At 71.5% G+C, this 17,962-nt stretch carries 17 protein-coding genes; 11 read left to right on the top strand and 6 right to left on the bottom strand.

Going from position 1 to position 17,962, the window contains the following annotated elements:
- The first annotated feature begins 24 nt into the window (after positions 1–24).
- The 4 genes from AMK10_RS01985 (at position 25) to AMK10_RS01970 (ending at position 5,572) form a co-directional block, all read left to right on the top strand.
- Positions 25–1,380, top strand: a complete 1,356-nt coding sequence (locus AMK10_RS01985; RefSeq protein WP_073744175.1) for a sensor histidine kinase — start codon at positions 25–27, stop codon at positions 1,378–1,380.
- 210 nt (positions 1,381–1,590) lie between these two features.
- Positions 1,591–2,250 carry a response regulator transcription factor gene (locus tag AMK10_RS01980; RefSeq protein ID WP_073744173.1) on the top strand — a complete coding sequence of 220 codons (660 nt, stop codon included), beginning with the start codon at positions 1,591–1,593 and terminating at the stop codon, positions 2,248–2,250.
- 315 nt (positions 2,251–2,565) lie between these two features.
- The gene (locus tag AMK10_RS01975; RefSeq protein WP_073744171.1) at positions 2,566–4,521 is read left to right on the top strand and encodes a 2-oxoacid:acceptor oxidoreductase subunit alpha; all 1,956 of its coding nucleotides are present in this window, start codon (positions 2,566–2,568) and stop codon (positions 4,519–4,521) included.
- Positions 4,514–5,572 (top strand): 2-oxoacid:ferredoxin oxidoreductase subunit beta, encoded by a 1,059-nt coding sequence (locus tag AMK10_RS01970; protein ID WP_073744169.1) that lies wholly within the window; start codon positions 4,514–4,516, stop codon positions 5,570–5,572. Before AMK10_RS01975 ends, AMK10_RS01970 begins: the two co-directional genes overlap by 8 nt.
- 7 nt (positions 5,573–5,579) lie before the next feature.
- On the opposite strand, the gene AMK10_RS01965 is transcribed toward AMK10_RS01970, so the two are convergent.
- Positions 5,580–5,987, bottom strand: a complete 408-nt coding sequence (locus AMK10_RS01965; RefSeq protein WP_073744167.1) for a winged helix-turn-helix transcriptional regulator — start codon at positions 5,985–5,987, stop codon at positions 5,580–5,582.
- A gap of 99 nt (positions 5,988–6,086) precedes the next feature.
- Between AMK10_RS01965 and AMK10_RS01960 the strand changes: the two genes are divergently transcribed.
- The 7 genes from AMK10_RS01960 (at position 6,087) to AMK10_RS01930 (ending at position 12,476) form a co-directional block, all read left to right on the top strand.
- Positions 6,087–6,947, top strand: coding sequence for an SDR family oxidoreductase (locus AMK10_RS01960; RefSeq protein ID WP_073744165.1), 861 nt, complete (start codon positions 6,087–6,089; stop codon positions 6,945–6,947).
- A 121-nt stretch (positions 6,948–7,068) separates the two neighbouring features.
- Positions 7,069–8,058 (top strand): EamA family transporter RarD, encoded by a 990-nt coding sequence (gene rarD, locus AMK10_RS01955; protein WP_073744163.1) that lies wholly within the window; start codon positions 7,069–7,071, stop codon positions 8,056–8,058.
- A gap of 72 nt (positions 8,059–8,130) precedes the next feature.
- A complete protein-coding gene (locus AMK10_RS01950; RefSeq protein WP_073744161.1) occupies positions 8,131–9,747 on the top strand; it encodes an FAD-dependent monooxygenase in 1,617 nt (538 codons plus the stop codon).
- 12 nt (positions 9,748–9,759) lie between these two features.
- Positions 9,760–10,209, top strand: a complete 450-nt coding sequence (locus AMK10_RS01945; RefSeq protein WP_073744159.1) for a hypothetical protein — start codon at positions 9,760–9,762, stop codon at positions 10,207–10,209.
- A 107-nt stretch (positions 10,210–10,316) separates the two neighbouring features.
- On the top strand, positions 10,317–10,766 hold the full coding sequence (locus AMK10_RS01940) for a VOC family protein (RefSeq protein WP_073744157.1): 450 nt from the start codon (positions 10,317–10,319) through the stop codon (positions 10,764–10,766).
- Between the two features lie 66 nt (positions 10,767–10,832).
- Positions 10,833–11,642: an HAD-IIB family hydrolase gene (locus AMK10_RS01935; RefSeq protein WP_073744155.1), complete on the top strand. Its 810-nt coding sequence runs from the start codon at positions 10,833–10,835 to the stop codon at positions 11,640–11,642.
- Positions 11,643–11,930: 288 nt separating this feature from the next.
- Positions 11,931–12,476 (top strand): flavodoxin family protein, encoded by a 546-nt coding sequence (locus tag AMK10_RS01930; protein ID WP_073744153.1) that lies wholly within the window; start codon positions 11,931–11,933, stop codon positions 12,474–12,476.
- 46 nt (positions 12,477–12,522) lie between these two features.
- On the opposite strand, the gene AMK10_RS01925 is transcribed toward AMK10_RS01930, so the two are convergent.
- From AMK10_RS01925 to AMK10_RS01905, 5 genes are all read right to left on the bottom strand, one after another.
- Entirely contained in the window at positions 12,523–13,167 is a 645-nt protein-coding gene (locus AMK10_RS01925; RefSeq protein ID WP_073744151.1) for a TetR/AcrR family transcriptional regulator, read from the bottom strand.
- 198 nt (positions 13,168–13,365) lie between these two features.
- Complete coding sequence (locus AMK10_RS01920; protein WP_073744149.1) at positions 13,366–14,259, bottom strand: ABC transporter permease; 894 nt, start codon at positions 14,257–14,259, stop codon at positions 13,366–13,368.
- Complete coding sequence (locus tag AMK10_RS01915; protein WP_073744147.1) at positions 14,246–15,235, bottom strand: ABC transporter ATP-binding protein; 990 nt, start codon at positions 15,233–15,235, stop codon at positions 14,246–14,248. Before AMK10_RS01915 ends, AMK10_RS01920 begins: the two co-directional genes overlap by 14 nt.
- A 225-nt stretch (positions 15,236–15,460) precedes the next feature.
- Positions 15,461–16,681, bottom strand: a complete 1,221-nt coding sequence (locus tag AMK10_RS01910; RefSeq protein WP_073744145.1) for a LolA family protein — start codon at positions 16,679–16,681, stop codon at positions 15,461–15,463.
- A gap of 189 nt (positions 16,682–16,870) precedes the next feature.
- The gene (locus AMK10_RS01905) at positions 16,871–17,881 is read right to left on the bottom strand and encodes a polyprenyl synthetase family protein (RefSeq protein WP_073744143.1); all 1,011 of its coding nucleotides are present in this window, start codon (positions 17,879–17,881) and stop codon (positions 16,871–16,873) included.
- Positions 17,882–17,962: the final 81 nt, after the last annotated feature.

The raw sequence follows: 17,962 nt of genomic DNA, 5'->3' as shown, positions 1-17,962 counted from the left end.
AGAAGAAACGGACGGACGCCACTCATGGCCACGGCATACGGACCGGACACCCGGGACCACCACAGGCGGCCCGGCACCGGGTCGGGGAGCCGTCCCCCGGCGAAGCACTTCTTCCCCGCGGCTCTGCGCGCGCCCTTCGAGGCACGTATCTGGCGCGAGCTGGGCTATGTGGTCCTGAGCCTGCCGATCAGCGTGGTGCTGTTCAGCTTCGCGGTCACCATGGTGTCGCTGGGCCTGGGCATGCTGATCACCTTCCTCGGCATTCCGATCCTCGCCGCCGGCCTGGCCATGTGCCGCGGGTTCGGCGCGATGGAGCGGGGCCGGGCGCGCGCACTGCTGAAGCTGGACGTCGCCGAGCCCGCACCGGTGCGCGGCAAGGGCGGCATGATGTCGTGGGTCGGCGCGGTGCTGAAGAGCGGGGTGTCCTGGCGGCATCTGCTGTACGCGGTGCTGCACATGCCGTGGGCGGTGTTCGCGTTCAACGTCGCGGTGATCCTCTGGGTGTACGGCTGGGCGGCGTTCACGTATCCGCTGTGGCGCTGGGTCTTCCCGGTGTTCGTGGGTGTCGACGGCATCCAGCTGTACGGCGACCGGACGCGCGAGATCTACGTGGACACGCCCTTCGAGATCGCGGTCACCAGCCTGCTCGGCCTGGCGCTCGTGCTGGTCACCCCGTGGGTCGTCCGCGGCCTGGTGTCCGTGGACCGGGTGATGGTGCGGGGGCTGCTCGGCCCCTCCAGGCTGGCCAGCCGGGTCTCGGAGCTGGAGTCGGACCGGGGTGTGGTCGTCGACACCGCCGCCGCCGACCTGCGCCGTATCGAGCGTGACCTCCACGACGGCGCGCAGGCCCGTCTCGTCGCCCTCGCCATGGACCTGGGTCTGGCGAAGGAGAAGATGAACGAGGACCCGGAGGCCGCGGCCCGGATGGTCGACGAGGCCCACGGCGAGGTCAAGGTCGCCCTCCAGGAACTCCGCGACCTCGCCCGGGGCATCCACCCCGCCGTCCTCACCGACCGGGGCCTCGACGCCGCGCTCTCCGCCATCGCCTCACGCTGCACCGTCCCCGTGAAGGTCGTGGTGGAGCTGGACGCACGGCCCGCACAGGCGATCGAGGGCATCGCGTACTTCACGGTCTCCGAGCTGCTCCAGAACATCAGCAAGCACGCCCGGGCCACCCGCGCGTCGGTCGACGTGTGGCGGGCGGGCGACCGGCTGATGCTCCAGATCACCGACAACGGGCGCGGAGGGGCCGATGTGTCCGCGGGCAGCGGGCTGGCCGGTCTGACGGAGCGGCTGGACGCGGTCGACGGTGTCCTCGTCGTCGACTCCCCCGCCGGCGGCCCGACGACGGTCACCGCCGAGCTCCCCTGGCGGGGCTGATCGCGGGTCCCGTACGGGCCGACCGCAGTGGTGCCCCGGCCGCCTTCATGGCGGCCGGGGCACCACTGCGCGCCCGGTCGGGGGCGCGACCAACCGGTGTACGGCCCGTCCGGGCGCCGATGCTGGAATGCTGGACCGACAGTGCGGCGCGGAGAGCGGCGTACACGGGGAACAACCGACAGTGGGGGACACAACGTCGTGGAGGAAAGAGTGCGGGTCGTCATCGCCGAGGATTCGGTGCTGCTCCGGGAGGGGCTCACCCGGCTGCTGACCGATCTCGGGCACGACGTCGTCGCGGGGGTGGGGGACGCCGAGGCGCTGATCAAGACGGTGAACGACCTCGCCGCGCAGGACGCGCTGCCGGACGTGGTCGTCGCCGATGTGCGGATGCCGCCGACCCACACCGATGAGGGCGTGCGGGCCGCGGTGCGGCTGCGGAAGGACTATCCGCGCATCGGGGTGCTGGTGCTCTCCCAGTACGTCGAGGAGGAGTACGCCACCGAGCTGCTGGCCGGGAGCAGCCGCGGGGTGGGCTATCTGCTCAAGGACCGGGTCGCCGAGGTCAGGGAGTTCGTGGACGCCGTGGTGCGGGTGGCGCAGGGCGGGACGGCGCTGGACCCGGAGGTCGTGGCCCAGCTGCTGGGCCGGAGCCGCAAGCAGGACGTGCTGGCGGGGCTCACACCGCGCGAGCGCGAGGTCCTCGGTCTGATGGCGGAAGGGCGTACGAATTCAGCCGTCGCCCGGCAGCTGGTGGTGAGCGACGGGGCCGTGGAGAAGCACGTGAGCAACATCTTCCTGAAACTGGGCCTGTCGCCCAGCGACGGAGATCATCGGCGCGTTCTCGCTGTTCTGACCTACCTGAAGTCCTAGCAACCCGATGATCTATCGGCGATGATCTGAACGATCAACCCCCTGGTCAGGCGGAACACCGGATCTACGACGAAAGGATTATCGGCGCACTCGTCGGGGTGTTTCCTCTCCGGTGGCGTTCACTTCCGGTGACCGGGGTCCCGGGAACATGGCTGAACGTGAGGGATCGATGTCTCAAAAGAGCATGGATGCCTCGGAAACGCGTCCACCATATGACCGGTCCAAGGAAGGCGACCCTTACAGAAGTAGGGTGGGGCCTGGACCGCCGGCGGGCCGGCCGGTCCCGAGCCGCCGCCCCTAGGGAGGTCCAGTTCAGTGACCAGCCAGGTCAGTAGCCCAGCCGGTAAGTCCGATGAGGCCAGCGAGGCTGTCGTCGGGGAGCAGCGTGTCCCGCACATTGAGCGTTCGGGTGCCACCGAGAAGGAAATCCGCCGTCTGGACCGGGTGATCATTCGTTTCGCGGGTGACTCGGGTGACGGCATGCAGCTGACGGGTGACCGGTTCACGTCGGAGACGGCGTCGTTCGGGAACGACCTGTCGACGCTGCCGAACTTCCCGGCCGAGATCCGGGCACCCGCAGGCACACTGCCGGGTGTGTCGTCGTTCCAGCTGCATTTCGCGGACCACGACATCCTGACGCCCGGCGACGCGCCGAACGTGCTGGTCGCGATGAATCCCGCCGCCCTGAAGGCGAATATCGCCGATGTGCCGCGCGGGGCGGACATCATTGTGAACACGGACGAGTTCACGAAGCGCCCGATGGCGAAGGTCGGATATACGCAGTCACCTCTCGAGGACGATTCGCTCGGGGCGTACAACGTGCATCCCGTGCCTTTGACGACGTTGACGATCGAGGCGCTGAAGGAGTTCGGTCTTTCCCGTAAGGAGGCCGAGCGGTCGAAGAACATGTTCGCGCTCGGGCTGTTGTCCTGGATGTACAACCGTCCGACCGAGGGTACGGAGGCGTTCCTCCGGTCGAAGTTCGCGAAGAAGCCGACCATCGCCGAGGCGAACGTGGCGGCGTTCAGGGCGGGCTGGAATTTCGGTGAGACCACGGAGGATTTCGCGGTCTCGTACGAGGTCGCACCGGCGTCGCAGGCTTTCCCCACGGGTACCTACCGGAACATCTCGGGGAATTTGGCACTGTCGTACGGCCTGATCGCGGCGGGCCGGCAGGCCGAACTCCCGGTGTATCTGGGTTCGTATCCGATCACTCCGGCGTCCGACATCCTGCATGAACTCAGCAAGCACAAGAATTTCGGTGTGCGGACCTTCCAGGCGGAGGACGAGATCGCCGGGATCGGGGCGGCGCTGGGTGCCGCCTTCGGGGGAGCCCTGGGTGTGACGACGACGTCGGGGCCGGGTGTGGCGCTGAAGTCGGAGACGATCGGTCTGGCGGTGTCGCTGGAGCTCCCGCTGCTGATCATCGACATCCAGCGCGGCGGCCCCTCCACCGGTCTGCCGACCAAGACGGAGCAGGCGGACCTGCTCCAGGCCATGTACGGGCGCAACGGTGAGGCGCCGGTCCCGATCGTGGCGCCGAGGACCCCGGCGGACTGCTTCGACGCGGCCCTGGACGCCGCGCGGATCGCGCTGACGTACCGGACCCCGGTCTTCCTGCTGTCCGACGGCTATCTGGCGAACGGCTCCGAGCCGTGGCGGATCCCCGAGACGGACAGCCTCCCCGACCTGCGGACCCAATTCGCCAGCGGGCCGAACCACGAACTCGCGGACGGCACGGAGGTGTTCTGGCCCTACAAGCGGGACCCCCAGACCCTGGCGCGCCCCTGGGCCGTGCCCGGCACCCCCGGTCTCGAACACCGGATCGGCGGGATCGAGAAGCAGGACGGCACCGGCAACATCTCCTACGACCCGGCCAACCACGACTTCATGGTCCGCACCCGCCAGGCGAAGATCGACGGCATCGTGGTGCCCGATCTGGAGGTCGACGACCCGGCCGGCGCGAGGACCCTGGTCCTGGGCTGGGGCTCGACGTACGGGCCGATCACCGCGGCGGTGCGCAGGCTCCGCGCGGCGGGCGAGACGATCGCGCAGGCCCATCTGCGCCATCTCAACCCGTTCCCGAGGAATCTGGGCGAGGTGCTGAGGCGTTACGACAAGGTCGTCGTCCCCGAGATGAACCTCGGTCAGCTCGCCCTGCTGCTGAGGGCCAAGTACCTCGTGGACGCGCAGAGTTACAACCAGGTCAACGGAATGCCCTTCAAGGCCGAGCAGCTCGCCACCGCCCTCAAGGAGGCCATCGATGCCTGACGCCAACGAACTCCTCCAGCTGGTCCCCAAGGCCGAGGGCGCGCAGTCCATGAAGGACTTCAAGTCCGACCAGGAGGTGCGCTGGTGCCCGGGCTGCGGTGACTACGCGGTCCTCGCGGCCGTGCAGGGCTTCATGCCCGAACTGGGGCTGGCCAAGGAGAACATCACGTTCGTCTCCGGCATCGGCTGCTCGTCCCGCTTCCCGTACTACATGAACACCTACGGGATGCACTCCATCCACGGCCGCGCCCCGTCCATCGCGACCGGCCTGGCCACCTCCCGCCGCGACCTGTCCGTCTGGGTCGTCACCGGCGACGGCGACGCCCTCTCCATCGGCGGCAACCACCTCATCCACGCCCTGCGCCGCAACGTCAACCTGAAGATCCTGCTCTTCAACAACCGGATCTACGGGCTCACCAAGGGCCAGTACAGCCCGACCTCCGAGGTCGGCAAGATCACCAAGTCGACGCCGATGGGCTCCCTGGACGCGCCCTTCAACCCGGTCTCGCTCGCCCTGGGAGCCGAGGCCACCTTCGTCGCCCGCACCGTCGACTCCGACCGCAAGCACCTCACGAGCGTGCTGCGCGCGGCGGCCGACCACCCCGGCACGGCGCTCGTGGAGATCTACCAGAACTGCAACATCTTCAACGACGGCGCGTTCGAGGTCCTCAAGGACAAGGAGCGGGCCGAGGAGGCGGTCATCCGGCTCGAACACGGCAGGCCGATCCTCTTCGGCGCCGACAACTCCAAGGGCGTCGTCCGCGACCCCCTGACGGGCGACCTGAGCGTGGTGGCGGTCACCGAGGAGAACCAGTCGCGCATCCTCGTCCACGACGCGCACAACCCCAGCCCCACGACCGCCTTCGCGCTGTCCCGGCTGGCCGACGCCGACACCCTGCACCACACGCCCATCGGCGTCATGCGCAGTGTGGAGCGCCCGGTCTACGACGTGCTGATGTCCGACCAGCTCGACACCGCGATCGAACAGCACGGCAAGGGAGACCTGGGCGCGCTGCTGGCCGGGAACGACACCTGGACCGTGGTCGGCTGACCCGCCGTCACCCCTGGTCGCCGGGGCCCGGAGCCGGTCGGCTCCGGGCCCCGTCGTATGCCTGGCGGGACGTCTCGACGTCGTCGAGGCGGCGCTCCGCCCACCTGGCGAGACCCCAGACCTGGTCGGCGGCCTCCTTGCCCAGCGGGGTGAGCGAGTAGTCCACCCGCGGCGGGATGACGGGCTTGGCGTCCCGGTGCACGAAGCCGTCGCGCTCCAGTGTCTGCAAGGTCTGGGCCAGCATCTTCTCGCTGACGCCGCCCACGGTGCGGCGCAGCTCGCTGAAGCGGTACGAGCGCTCCAGCAGCGCCGCGAGCACGAGGACTCCCCAGCGGCTGGTGACGTGCTCCAGCACCAGCCGGGAGGGGCACATCGGCTGGTTGACGCTGGCGGTCCTGCTGGTGCTTACGCTCATACCAGTACCTTACTTCAAAGTGGGTACTTTCTTCTGGAAAGTGCACGTCCTACAGTGAGTACAAAGAGCCCCAAGGATCAGCGCAGCAGGAGGAACCCCATGAGCATCGTTGTCACCGGAGCCACCGGCGAGCTCGGCCGTCTCGTCGTCGAGCGGCTGCTCGCCACCGTCCCGGCCGAGTCGGTCGCCGCGGTCGTGCGGGACAAGGAGAAGGCCGCCCCGCTCGCCGCCCGGGGCGTCGAGATCCGGGTCGCCGACTACGACAGCCCCGAGTCCCTCGCCGCCGCCTTCCGGGCCGGCGACCGCGTGCTGCTGATCTCGGCCAACGAGGTCGGCAGGCGGATTCCGCAGCACACCGCCGTGATCGACGCCGCCAGGGCGGCGGGGGTCGCGCAGCTCGCGTACACGGGCGTGCTGGGCGGGCCGGACGCGGACTTCCAGCTGGCCGCCGAGCACAAGGTGACCGAGCAGCTGATCCTGGACTCCGGACTCCCGTACACCTTCCTGCGCAACGGCTGGTACACCGAGAACTACACCGCGAACCTGGCTCCGGTCCTGGAGCACGGCGCCGTCGTCGCCAACGCGGGCGAGGGCCGGATCGCCGTCGCCACCCGCGCCGACTACGCGGACGCCGCAGCCGCCGTACTGACCGGCGAGGGACACCTCGGCGTCGCGTACGAGCTGAGCGGGGACACCGCCTGGTCGCTGGCCGAGTACGCCGCGGTGGTGTCGGAGGCGACCGGCCGGGAGATCGCGTACAAGAACGTCCCGGCCGCCGTGCACCAGGAGATCCTCGTCGGGGCCGGGCTGCCCGAGCCCTTCGCCGCGATCCTGGTCGACGTCGACGAGGCGATCGCGCGCGGCCTGCTCGCCGGTACGAGCGGAGACCTGGCCCGCCTGATCGGCCGCCCGGCGACGCCCCTGGCCGAGACGGTCGCCGCGGCGGTGGCCGCCGCCTGAGCGGACGTCCCCACCACATGTCACGACCGTTCCCATGAGACGGCAATGACAGAGGGCTCCCCCGGGCGCTACCGTCGTGCAGTCGGCCGACCGCCGGCTCCAGGAGTGCCGGGGAGGGCCCGTGAAGGGGAAGAACGAGCAGCGTGCTGGCCTGCTGTACGGAATCGGCGCGTACGGGATGTGGGGCCTCGTGCCCCTGTTCTGGCCGCTGCTGGAGCCGTCGGGCGCGGTGGAGATCCTCGCCCACCGCATGGTCTGGTCGCTGGGGGTCGTCGGCATCGCCCTGCTGTTCCTGCGCCGCTGGGCCTGGGTCGGCGAGCTGCTGCACCAGCCCCGGCGGCTGGGACTGATCGCGGTCGCCGCGACCGTGATCTCGGTCAACTGGGGGCTGTACATCTGGGCCGTCAACAACGGCCATGTCGTCGAGGCCTCGCTCGGCTACTTCATCAACCCGCTGGTCACCATCGCCATGGGCGTGCTGCTGCTCGGCGAGCGCCTGAGGCCCGTGCAGTGGGCGGCGGTGGCGACGGGTTTCGCGGCGGTGCTCGTGCTGGCCATCGGCTACGGACAGCCCCCGTGGATCTCGCTGGTGCTGGCCTTCTCCTTCGCGACGTACGGCCTGGCGAAGAAGAAGGTCGACATGGGCGGCCTGGAGTCCCTGGCCGCCGAGACCGCCGTGCTCTTCCTGCCCGCGCTCGGCTTCCTGCTGTGGCTCGGGGCGAGCGGCGACGCGACCTTCCTCTCCGGGGGCGCGGGCCACGGAGCGCTGCTCGCCGCCACCGGACTCGTCACCGCGATCCCGCTCGTCTGCTTCGGCGCCGCGGCGATCCGGGTGCCGCTGTCCGTGCTGGGGCTGCTCCAGTATCTGGCGCCCGTCTTCCAGTTCGGCCTCGGCATCCTGTACTTCCACGAGGAGATGCCGCCCGAGCGCTGGGCGGGCTTCGGGCTGGTCTGGGTGGCGCTGGTGATGCTGACCTGGGACGCGCTGCGGACCGCGCGGCGCACCCGGGCGGAGGCGCTGCGTCTGGCCGTGCGGGCCGCGGAGGCGGCCTCGCCCACAGGAGCGTCCGCCGCGTCTCCGGCCGGGTCGGACACCTCGGTCATAAAATAATTACCCAGTTGCCTTTTTAACTCGGTTGCGTTTTCCTGGCTTGTGCAGGACGACGCGAACCGAGGAGCAGGCATGACCGACGTACTGATCGTGGGCGCGGGCCCGACCGGACTGACGCTCGCGTGCGATCTCGCCCGGCGCGGGATCGCCGTGCGGATCGTGGACAGGTCGCCGGAGTATCCGCGCAGCTCCCGGTCCAAGGGGCCCAACCCCCGCTCGCTGGAGGTCCTGGAGGACCTCGGCGTCATCGGCGCGGTGCTGGAGTCGAGCGCGGAGCCGCCGGTCATGCGCAAGTACCGCGACGGCGAGCCCGTCGCCGACACCGACCCGTACGCCGGCTCCTCGCCCGCCCCGGACGCGCCCTACGACCGGGGCCGGCTGATCGCCCAGTGGCGGCTGGAGGAGATCCTGCGCGACCGCCTCGCCGAGCACGGCGCCGCTGTCGAGACGGGCACCGAGGTCGTGGGGCTCACCGACGACGGGACCTCGGTGACCGTGGCCTTCGCCGACGGCTCCCGCACGGAGGCGCGCTACGTGGTGGGCTGCGACGGCGCCCACAGCCGCGTACGCAAACTGCTGGGCGTCCCGTTCGACGGCGAGACGGACGAGGAGCAGGTGATGGTCTGCGGCGACGTCGAGATCACCCCGGGCGTGCTGGACCGGGGCGTCTGGCACCAGTGGTTCGACCCGGACGGCGCCGTCATGCTCTGCCCCATCCCCGGCACCCGGTCCGGCTGGTGGTTCCAGTCCGGCCCGGAGAGGGACTCCGGCGGTCGGCCGCTCGCTCCCACCGAGGAAGGCTTCCGGCGGCTCTTCGCCCGGCACACCCGGCTCCCCGCCGCCCATCTCACCGGGGCCACCCTGCTCTCGACGTACCGGGTCAACGTGCGGATGGCCGACCGCTACCGGGTGGGCAGGGTGCTGCTCGCGGGGGACGCCGCCCATGTGCACGCCATCGCGGGCGGCCTCGGCATGAACACCGGCATCCAGGACTCCTTCAACCTCGGCTGGAAGCTCGCCCAGGTGGTGCGGCGCCGGGCGGGCGCGGAGCTGCTGGACACCTACGAGGAGGAGCGGCTGCCGGTCGCAGCCTGGACGCTGGACATCACGTCGGAGCGGCTGCGGGCCACCCTGGAGGCGATCACGAAGCCGGGCGGCGGGCTCGACAGCGCCGTCACTCCGTCCATGTCGGGCCTCGACCGGGGCTACCGGTGGAGCTCACTCGCCCGGCCGGGGGGCGGGGACGGGCTGCGGTCCGGCGACCGCGCGCCGGACGCCCCCTGCCACGACGCGGTGACCGGCGAGCCCACCCGGCTCTTCCGGATCTTCGCCGGACCGCACATCACCGTGCTGGGCTTCGGTGCGGGCACCGGACCGGCCCTGCGCGCGGCGGCCTCGGCCCACGGTGACGCGGTGCGCACCTGCCTGGTGCACGGCCCCGGGACCCCGGCCGCCGGGACGGCCGAGGCCGGTCCGCCCGCCCTGCACGACCGGCAGGGGCTGGCCCGCACTGCGTACGGGGTCCGAGGGGACGGCATCGTCGTGGTCCGGCCCGACAACCACGTGGGACTGATCGCGGAGGCGGGCGACGAGCGCGCGGTACGGGAGTATCTGGCCGCCCTCGACGGGGCCCGGGAGCCGGGCCGCGTGGAGTGGGCAGGCATGGTGGACGGCACACGCAAAGGCTGATTGAGTGCCCGGATGGGGACCATCCTGAAGGACATGAGGCACGTTCAGTGGCATGAGCTGCGCCATGCCCAGGGCTCCGCGTCCCAGGTCCCCGGGCTCCTCTCACGGATCGCCTGGGGCGACAGCGAGTCGGCCGAGGACGCGCTCAGCGATCTCGGCCGGTGGATAGCCGCGATGTCCGTGTTCGACGCGACGGTCGCCACCGTGCCGTTCCTCTGGGAGCTCGCCGCCATGGAGACGGTGAAGGACCGGGCCGGGGTGCTCGCCCTGCTGGGGACGATCCTCGCGCACGGTCACGCCCACCACCCGGAGTGGGCCAGGGACGCGCATCTGGCGGTCCTGGCGGGCCGGGCGACCGCCGAGCGGCTGGCCGGGGACGAGGACCCGGCGGTGCGCGCGGCGGCCGGCGAACTGCTCGGGGCCCTCGGCGGTCACGTCTGCGAGACCTGCCCGCCGCGGTGAGGCGCCGCGCCTCTCCCCCGCCTTCCGGCCGTCCGCGCCGGACCCGGCCGTCCGCCGGAGCGTGCCGCGCGGTTCACGGGCGCGGTCCGGCCGTATAAACAGGTCCCATGACCCTGCACTGGAAACTCGTCGTCGACGCCGGCGACCCGCACGCCCAGGCCGACTTCTGGGCCGAGACGCTCGGCTATCTCGTCGAGGACAACAGCGCCCTGATCGCCGGACTGCTCGCCGCCGGGGCGGCGCCCGAGGCCGCCACGGTCGAGTCGCACGGACGCCGGGCCTGGCGCGATCTCGTCGCGGTACGGCATCCGGACGATCCGTACGACGCGAAGAGCGGGACCGGGCTCGGACGGCGGCTGCTCTTCCAGCGCGTACCGGAGCCGAAGACGGTGAAGAACCGCCTCCATGTGGACGTCCACTCGGCCGCCGGGGAGCGCGAGGCGGAGGTGGAGCGGATCGTGGGGCTGGGCGCGAGCGTGCTGCGGGCCGTCGAGCACCCCGGGGGCTCGTGGACGGTGCTCCAGGACCCGGAGGGCAACGAATTCTGCGTCCACTGAGAGGCGCCCGCCGTCCTCGCAGGTCAGCGGCGTACGACCGGAAGGCGATCTCTCTAGGCTGACCTCATGTTCACGCCACCCGCCGCATACACCCTCGTCGCCACGGATCTGGACGGCACCCTGCTGCGTTCCGACGACTCCGTGAGCCCCCGTTCCCGCGCCGCGCTGGCCCGCGCCGCGTCGGCCGGCGCGCGGCATCTGATCGTCACGGGCCGCCCCGTGCCCGGCATACGCGCCCTGCTCACGGACCTCGGCTACGACGGCCTCGCGGTCTGCGGGCAGGGCGCGCAGGTGTACGACGCCGGGTCGGCCCGCATGCTGAGCTCGGTGACGCTGGACCGGGACCTGGCCGACACCGCGCTCGGCAAGATCGAGGCCGAGGTGGGGCAGGTCTTCGCCGCGGTCGACCAGGACGGCCCCGACGGCAGGACACTGATCGAGCCGGGCTACCGCATGCCGCACCCCGGCCTCCCCGCGCAGCGGGCCGGGCGGCGCCAGGAGCTCTGGGCGGCGCCGGTCATCAAGGTGCTCATACGCCACCCCGAGCTGACGGACGACGAACTGGCCGCCGCCGCGCGGGGCGCCGTGGGCGATCTGGCGTCCGTGACGATGGCGGGCCCCGGCACGGTGGAGCTGGCTCCGTACGGCGTGGACAAGGGCACCGGCATCGCCCTGGCCGCCGGGCTGCTGGACCTCGACCTCGCCGGGGCGGTGGCGTTCGGAGACATGCCCAACGACCTGCCGATGTTCCGCCGCTCGGGCCACCGGGTGGCGATGGGGAACGCCCACGCGGAGCTGAAGGCCGAGGCCGACGAGATCACGCTGTCGAACGGGGCCGACGGGGTCGCGGTGGTCCTGGAGCGGCTGTTCGACTGAGGGCGCGCTCATGCCGGCTCACGCGGAGCCTCACGACCGGGGCATCACACCAAGGGCCTTGCACGCGGAGCCTCACGACCGGGGCATCACACCAAGGGCCTTGCACGCGGAGCCTCACGACCGGGGCTTCACGCCAGGGGCCTTGCACGCGGGGCCTCACGACCGGGGCCCCACGACCGGACTTCACCCCTGGGCCCGGCGGCCGAAAAACACCTCCCGGAAACTTCATGCACATGCATATGATGCGTACGCCGGTAAAAACCGCACGCGCCATATTGGGGGCACCTCATGAGCACACGCAGTTTCCTCTTCCTGCTGGGCAGCAGCCGCTCCGACGGCAACACACTGAGGCTCGCCCGGCTCGCGGCCGAGCAGCTCCCGCCCGGCACGGAGCAGCGGTGGCTGGACCTGCGGGACTTCCCGCTGCCGGATTTCGAGGACCGCCGACACTCGGACGGCCACGACGCCCCCACCGGGCACGCCGCGACCCTGCTGGAGGCGACCCTCGCCGCGACCGACGTGGTCGTCGCCTCCCCGCTGTACTGGTACGCCGTCTCCACCTCGACCAAGCGCTACCTGGACCACTGGTCGGGCTGGCTGGAGGTCCCCGGGGCCGACTTCCAGCGGCGGATGGCCGGGAAGACCCTGTGGGGTGTCACGGCGCTCGCGGACGACGACCCGGAGGTCGCCGAGCCGCTCGTGGGAACGCTGCGGAACTCGGCGCACTACCTCGGGATGCGCTGGGGCGGGGTGCTGCTGGGCAACGGCAGCAAGCCCGGCGACGTCCTGTCCGACACCGGCGCCACGGCGCGGGCGAAGGACTTCTTCAGCTGACGAGGGCCCCTCCGGTCGAGGACCCCTTCGGCCGGCGAGGGCTTCTTCAGCCGACGGTGCCGTCCGGGGCCGGGGCCGGGGCGGGAACGGCCCCGCAGGCCCCGCCCGGGGCGGCGCGCAGGGACCCCAGGACGTGGGCGACCAGGGCGGCGACCGTCGCCTCGTCCTGCGCCGGCTTCCGCAGGACATGGCGGTAGTAGACGGGCCCGTAGAGCAGCTCCACCGCGAGCGGCAGATCGGCACCGTCCGGTATCTGCCCCTGCTCCTGGGCGCGCCGCAGGCGCCCCACGGCGGCCTCGACGCGCGGGCCGACCAGGTCCTCGCGTACGGCCAGCGCGAGGGCGTCGTCGTGATGCATCTCCGACAGGACACCGCCGTAGACCGGGCCGTAGGGCGGTGTGGAGATCAGCCTCACCAGACCGTTGACGTGTGTCCGCAGGTCGGCCTCGATGTCGCCGGTGTCGACGAACGGTGTGGCACCGGCGAGCAGCTCGGCGAACGCCTCCAGCATCACCGCGCCCTTGGACGGCCACCAGCGGTAGATCGTCTTCTTGCTCACGCCGGCGCGCGCCGCGATGGCCTCGACGGTGGTCCTGCCGTATCCCCTCTCCGTACACAGCTCCAGGGCGGCGTCCAGCGTCGCCCTTCGTGACCTCTCGCTGCGGCGCAGGGAACTCGGCGATGTGATCATTCGGTGAGCATAGGGGGATTCCGTACACCGCTTATTGACAGGTCGTCGCCAGAAGTCGAACAATGACGAGGCTGGAAACGGAACGTACCGTGTCGTGACGTTCCGTGCCGCACACCGTTCGTGCCGTTCGTGCCGCGACGAGCCGATCGGGGGACGGCTCGACCGGCCGACGGTGCGGACGGCCCTCGGTGGGCCACCTCAGACGGTGATGTCCTTCGCCGTGAAGCGCGCCCACGCCGCCGAGCCGAACACCGCAGCGTAGAGCGCCTGCAGACCCAGGTTCCGCACCATCTCGTCCCAGTAGACGGGGTCGCGCAGCAGGTCCGTGAAGGACAGCCAGTAGTGCGGGAAGAGATACGGATGGATCGCGTGCAGCTGCGGCATCGTGTCCAGGATCTGCGCGGTGATCAGTACCCCGACAGTGGCGGCCATCGCCGCGATCCCGCTGTTGGTGAGGGTCGACACGAAGACCCCGAGCGCCGCGAACCCCACGAGTGAGGCGGCCACCACGAGGGCGATCAGCCCGGCCCTCAGCAGCCCTTCGCCGAATCCGATCCGGGTTCCCGAGATCGTCGTGACCTCCCCGACGGGAAAGAGCAGCGCCCCCGTCACGAGGGCGGACACCGCGACGACCAGGGTGGCGGCCAGGCAGAAGACCAGCACCGACGCGTACTTCGCGAGCAGCAGCCGGGTGCGGCCCGCCGGGGCGACCAGCAGATAGCGCAGGGTGCCGCCGCTCGCCTCCCCCGCGACGGAGTCCCCCGCGATGACGCCCACGGCCATCGGGAGGAAGACGGGCAGCGTGGCGGAGAGCGCCGCGAAGACCAGGAACAGGCCGTTGTTGGTGACCTGGGAGAGGAACGCGGGGCCTCCCCCGCCGCCGCCCGGCCCGCCCCGGGAGCCGTCGCCGGTCTCGATGCGTACGGCGATCCCGATGAGCACGGGCACCGCGGCCAGCACTCCGAGCAGGGCCACCGTGCGCCATCTGCGCAGGGTGGTGACCAGCTCGGAGCGGAGGATGCCGAGCGTCCACAGCGCGCGGCGCGGCGGGACGGCCGCTGGGGCGGCGGTGGTGAGTTCAGCCTGCGACATCGAATCCCTCTCCGGTGAGTGCGACGAAGGCGTCCTCCAGGGAGGCCCGTTCGACGCCGAAGGCGCGTACGCGGACGCCCCCGCGCACCAGGGCGGCGCTGAGGTCGGCGAGCTCCACCTCGCCCGGCGGCGCGTCGGCGCTCACCCGGTCCCCGTCGGTGACGAGGCCGGTCACGCCGTGCCCCGCGAGGATGCGGGCGGCCTCGCCGGGGTCGGGGGTGGTGACGGCGATCCGGCCCCGGGCGCCCGCGGCGAGCGCGGCGACGGGGCCCTGGACGAGGAGCCGGCCCCGGGCCATCACCGCCGCGTGGGTGCAGACCTGTTCGATCTCGTCGAGCAGATGGGAGGAGAGGAAGACGGTGGTGCCCTCGGCCGCCAGCTCCCGGACCAGGGAGCGGATCTCGCGCATGCCCTGCGGGTCGAGCCCGTTGGTCGGTTCGTCCAGCACGAGCAGTCTGCGCGGCTGGAGCAGGGCGGCGGCGAGCCCGAGGCGCTGCTTCATCCCGAGCGAGTAGGCCTTGGCCTTCTTCCCCGCCGCCGCGCCGAGCCCGACCCGCTCCAGGGCGTTCTCCACCCGGGCGCGCCGGGTGCGGGGGTCCGCCGTCGGGTCGGCGGAGTCGAACCGCCCGAGATTGGCCCGGCCCGTCAGGAAGCCGTACAGCGCGGGTCCTTCGATCAGGGCGCCGACCTGCGGCAGCACGGTGCGGGCCGCGCCGGGCATCGGCAGGCCCAGGACATGGGCGGTGCCGGCCGTCGGGTCGATGAGGCCCATGAGCATCCGGATCGTGGTGGTCTTCCCCGAGCCGTTGGGCCCCAGGAAGCCGAAGACGCTCCCGGCGGGCACGGAGAGGTCGAGCCCGTCGACGGCCGGCCGCCCGCCCCGGAAGCGCTTGGTGAGCCCGTGCGTCTCGATCACGGTGCCGGGCCCGTCCTCCGTGTCCGGCACCGCCGCCGCGGCCTCCGCTGTGTCGGTCATGCGCACTCCCGGTCCTCGGTCCCACCGTGTACGGGCCGTCCGTGCTGCCGTGCACGGGCCCGTCCGTCCCCGCCGTGTACGAGCCGCCGGCCGTCCTCGCCGCGCTCGGGCCGTGCGGCAGCCGTCCCGCGGTGCACGGCCGCCGGTCCGCCGCACGAACCCCGTCCGCGTACGGCCCCGCCCCGCCGTACGGAGCGTACGACGGGGCGGGGCGTGCGGTGCGTCCTACTCGGCGGTGTCGGCCGCCTTCACCAGGGTGTCCTGGGTGACCGCGCCGACGTAGACCTTGCCGTCGTCCGTCAGCAGGGCGTTGACCAGGCGCGTCTTGAAGACCGTGCCCGAGCCGAAGTCGCCGGTGACCTTGTCGCCGAGGGCGTCCAGGAACTGCTGCGCCTGGGCCGGCACGTCGCCGGAGCCCTGGGCGGGGAGCCCGGCGCCGCCCGGGATCTCGATCTCGGCGACGGCGTTCCAGCCCTCACCGATGACGTTGAGGCCCTTGAAGTCCTCCAGCGCGCCGAGCTCCTTGTGCGCCTTGTCCGCGGCGTCCTTCCCGGCCCCGTCCTTCAGCTCGTCGGCCTCGGTCACCTTCGCGCCGTTGGGCGGGGTGAAGGAGAACGAGGACGCGGCGGGCTTCGCGAAGTCGACCTTGGTGAAGCCGGCGTCGACCGCGGCCTTGCCGCCGCTGCTCGGTGCCAGCGTGAACTTCAGGGGTACGCCGGTCGAGGCGTCGACCGCGACGGTGACGGACCCGATCGTCGAACCGGACTGCTTCGGCTTGATCAGCAGCTTGTACGCGTCGCGTCCCGCCACCTGCGCGGTGCCGTCGACCGTGACGGACGTGGTGTCGCCCGCCGCGGCGAGCGCCTCCTCGGCGAGCTCCTTCGGAGTGGCCGGCACCTCCTTCGGCGCCTTGCGCTCCCCGGTCTTCCCCGGCTGCGCGTCGGACCGCGCGTGGTAGACCTCGTTGCTCTCGCTGTCGTAGCCCCAGACGTCGTCCCCGTTGTGGACGACGCTGTATTCGGAGCCCTCGCCGAGGATGGACAGGCGCTGCTTGTCGGGGCCGTCGACCGCCACCCGCAGCGTGTGCGTCCCGGAGGCGAGCTCCATCAGCTTGGCGTCCGGTGCGGCGCTCGACTCCGAGCCGCCCGTCTCCGGGGCGAAGGAGCCGGCGAGCCCGCCGAACGCGGGGATACCGAGGTCGGTGCTGACCTTCAGCGTGCCCGAGAGCTGTTCCTCGTCCGACGCGGCGATCTTCTCGATGAGTTCCTGCGCGGTGATGTCCGGCAGCTCCGGGTCGCCGGAGTCCGCGAGCGCCGGGACGAGTCCGATCGTCGCCGCCGCCACTCCCGCCACCGCGAAGGGGACGATGTAGCGTGCCGCCTTCCGACGGCCCACGACAGTGCCCGTGGCCTCGCCGTTGGTCTCCGCGCTGTCGTTCGGTGCCATGTGTGCTCTACCTCCGTGGTCGGCGGCTGCCATCCCGTTGCACGTGTCCACTCCTCGCCGCCATTCTCACCCGATGTGGTCAGGAGTGGTTGTCTTCCATCTGACCAAATCGGGCGGGAACAAGCGTCAGCCCTCGGGAGCAACTGCGCGTACCTCTACGGGATGACCCCGGCGGAAGGCCCCTAGGGGTCAGCCCGCGCGGTGCACCACAGCGTCGCACAGCTCTTCCAGCGCGGCCTTCGCATAGCACTCGGGCAGCGGAGCCAGGGTCGCCCTGGCCTCCTGGGCGTAGCGGACGGTGTCCCGCCGCGCCTGCTCCAGCGCCGGGTGGGCGCGCAGCGCGCTCAGCGCCTCCGCGAGCCGGGCGTCGTCGCCGAGGTCGCCGTCGAGCAGGGCGACGAGCTCCTTGTCCTCCGGACGGCCCTCGGCCGCGGCCCGCGCGCGCAGATGGAGTACGGGGAGGGTGGGAATGCCCTCGCGCAGGTCGGTGCCCGGGGTCTTGCCCGACTCGTGGGAGTCGGAGGCGATGTCCAGGACGTCGTCGGCGAGCTGGAAGGCGATGCCGAGGCGCTCGCCGTACTGGGTGAGGATGTCGACGACCGATTCGTCGGCGCCCGCCATCAGGGCACCGAACCGCCCGGACACGGCGACCAGCGATCCGGTCTTGCCGCCCAGGACGTCCATGTAGTGGTCCACCGGGTCGCGGCCGTCGCGCGGGCCCGCGGTCTCCAGGATCTGGCCGGTCACCAGACGTTCGAACGCCTCGGCCTGGATGCGTACGGCCTGCGGGCCGAGGTCGGCCAGGATGTGCGAGGCACGGGCGAAGAGGAAGTCGCCTGTCAGCACGGCGACGGAGTTCCCCCAGCGGGTGTTGGCGCTGTCCACCCCTCGGCGTACGTCCGCCTCGTCCATCACGTCGTCGTGGTACAGCGTCGCCAGGTGCGTCAGCTCGACGACCACGGCCGAGGGGACCACGCCCGGGGCGTCGGGGTCGCCGAACTGGGCGGCGAGCATCACCAGCAGCGGCCTGAAGCGCTTGCCGCCCGCGCTGACGAGGTGCTGTGCGGCCTCCGTGATGAACGGGACCTCACTTTTGGTGGCATCCAGCAGCCCCGCCTCGACAGCGGCCAAACCGGCCTGGACATCGGCCTCAAGCGCCTGGTCCCGCACGCGCAGTCCGAACGGCCCGACGACGGTCACGAGGGGATCTCCTGTCTGCTGACGATCACACTGAATGTCGATGTGTCGCTGTCATCACTCAACTCAGCGTATCCGGTCCCG

The organism is Streptomyces sp. CB02058 (genome assembly GCF_001905505.1).
GTDB lineage: Bacteria > Actinomycetota > Actinomycetes > Streptomycetales > Streptomycetaceae > Streptomyces.
Note: the sequence above shows the minus strand (reverse complement) of the source record. Positions and strands in the feature narration are given on the sequence as shown.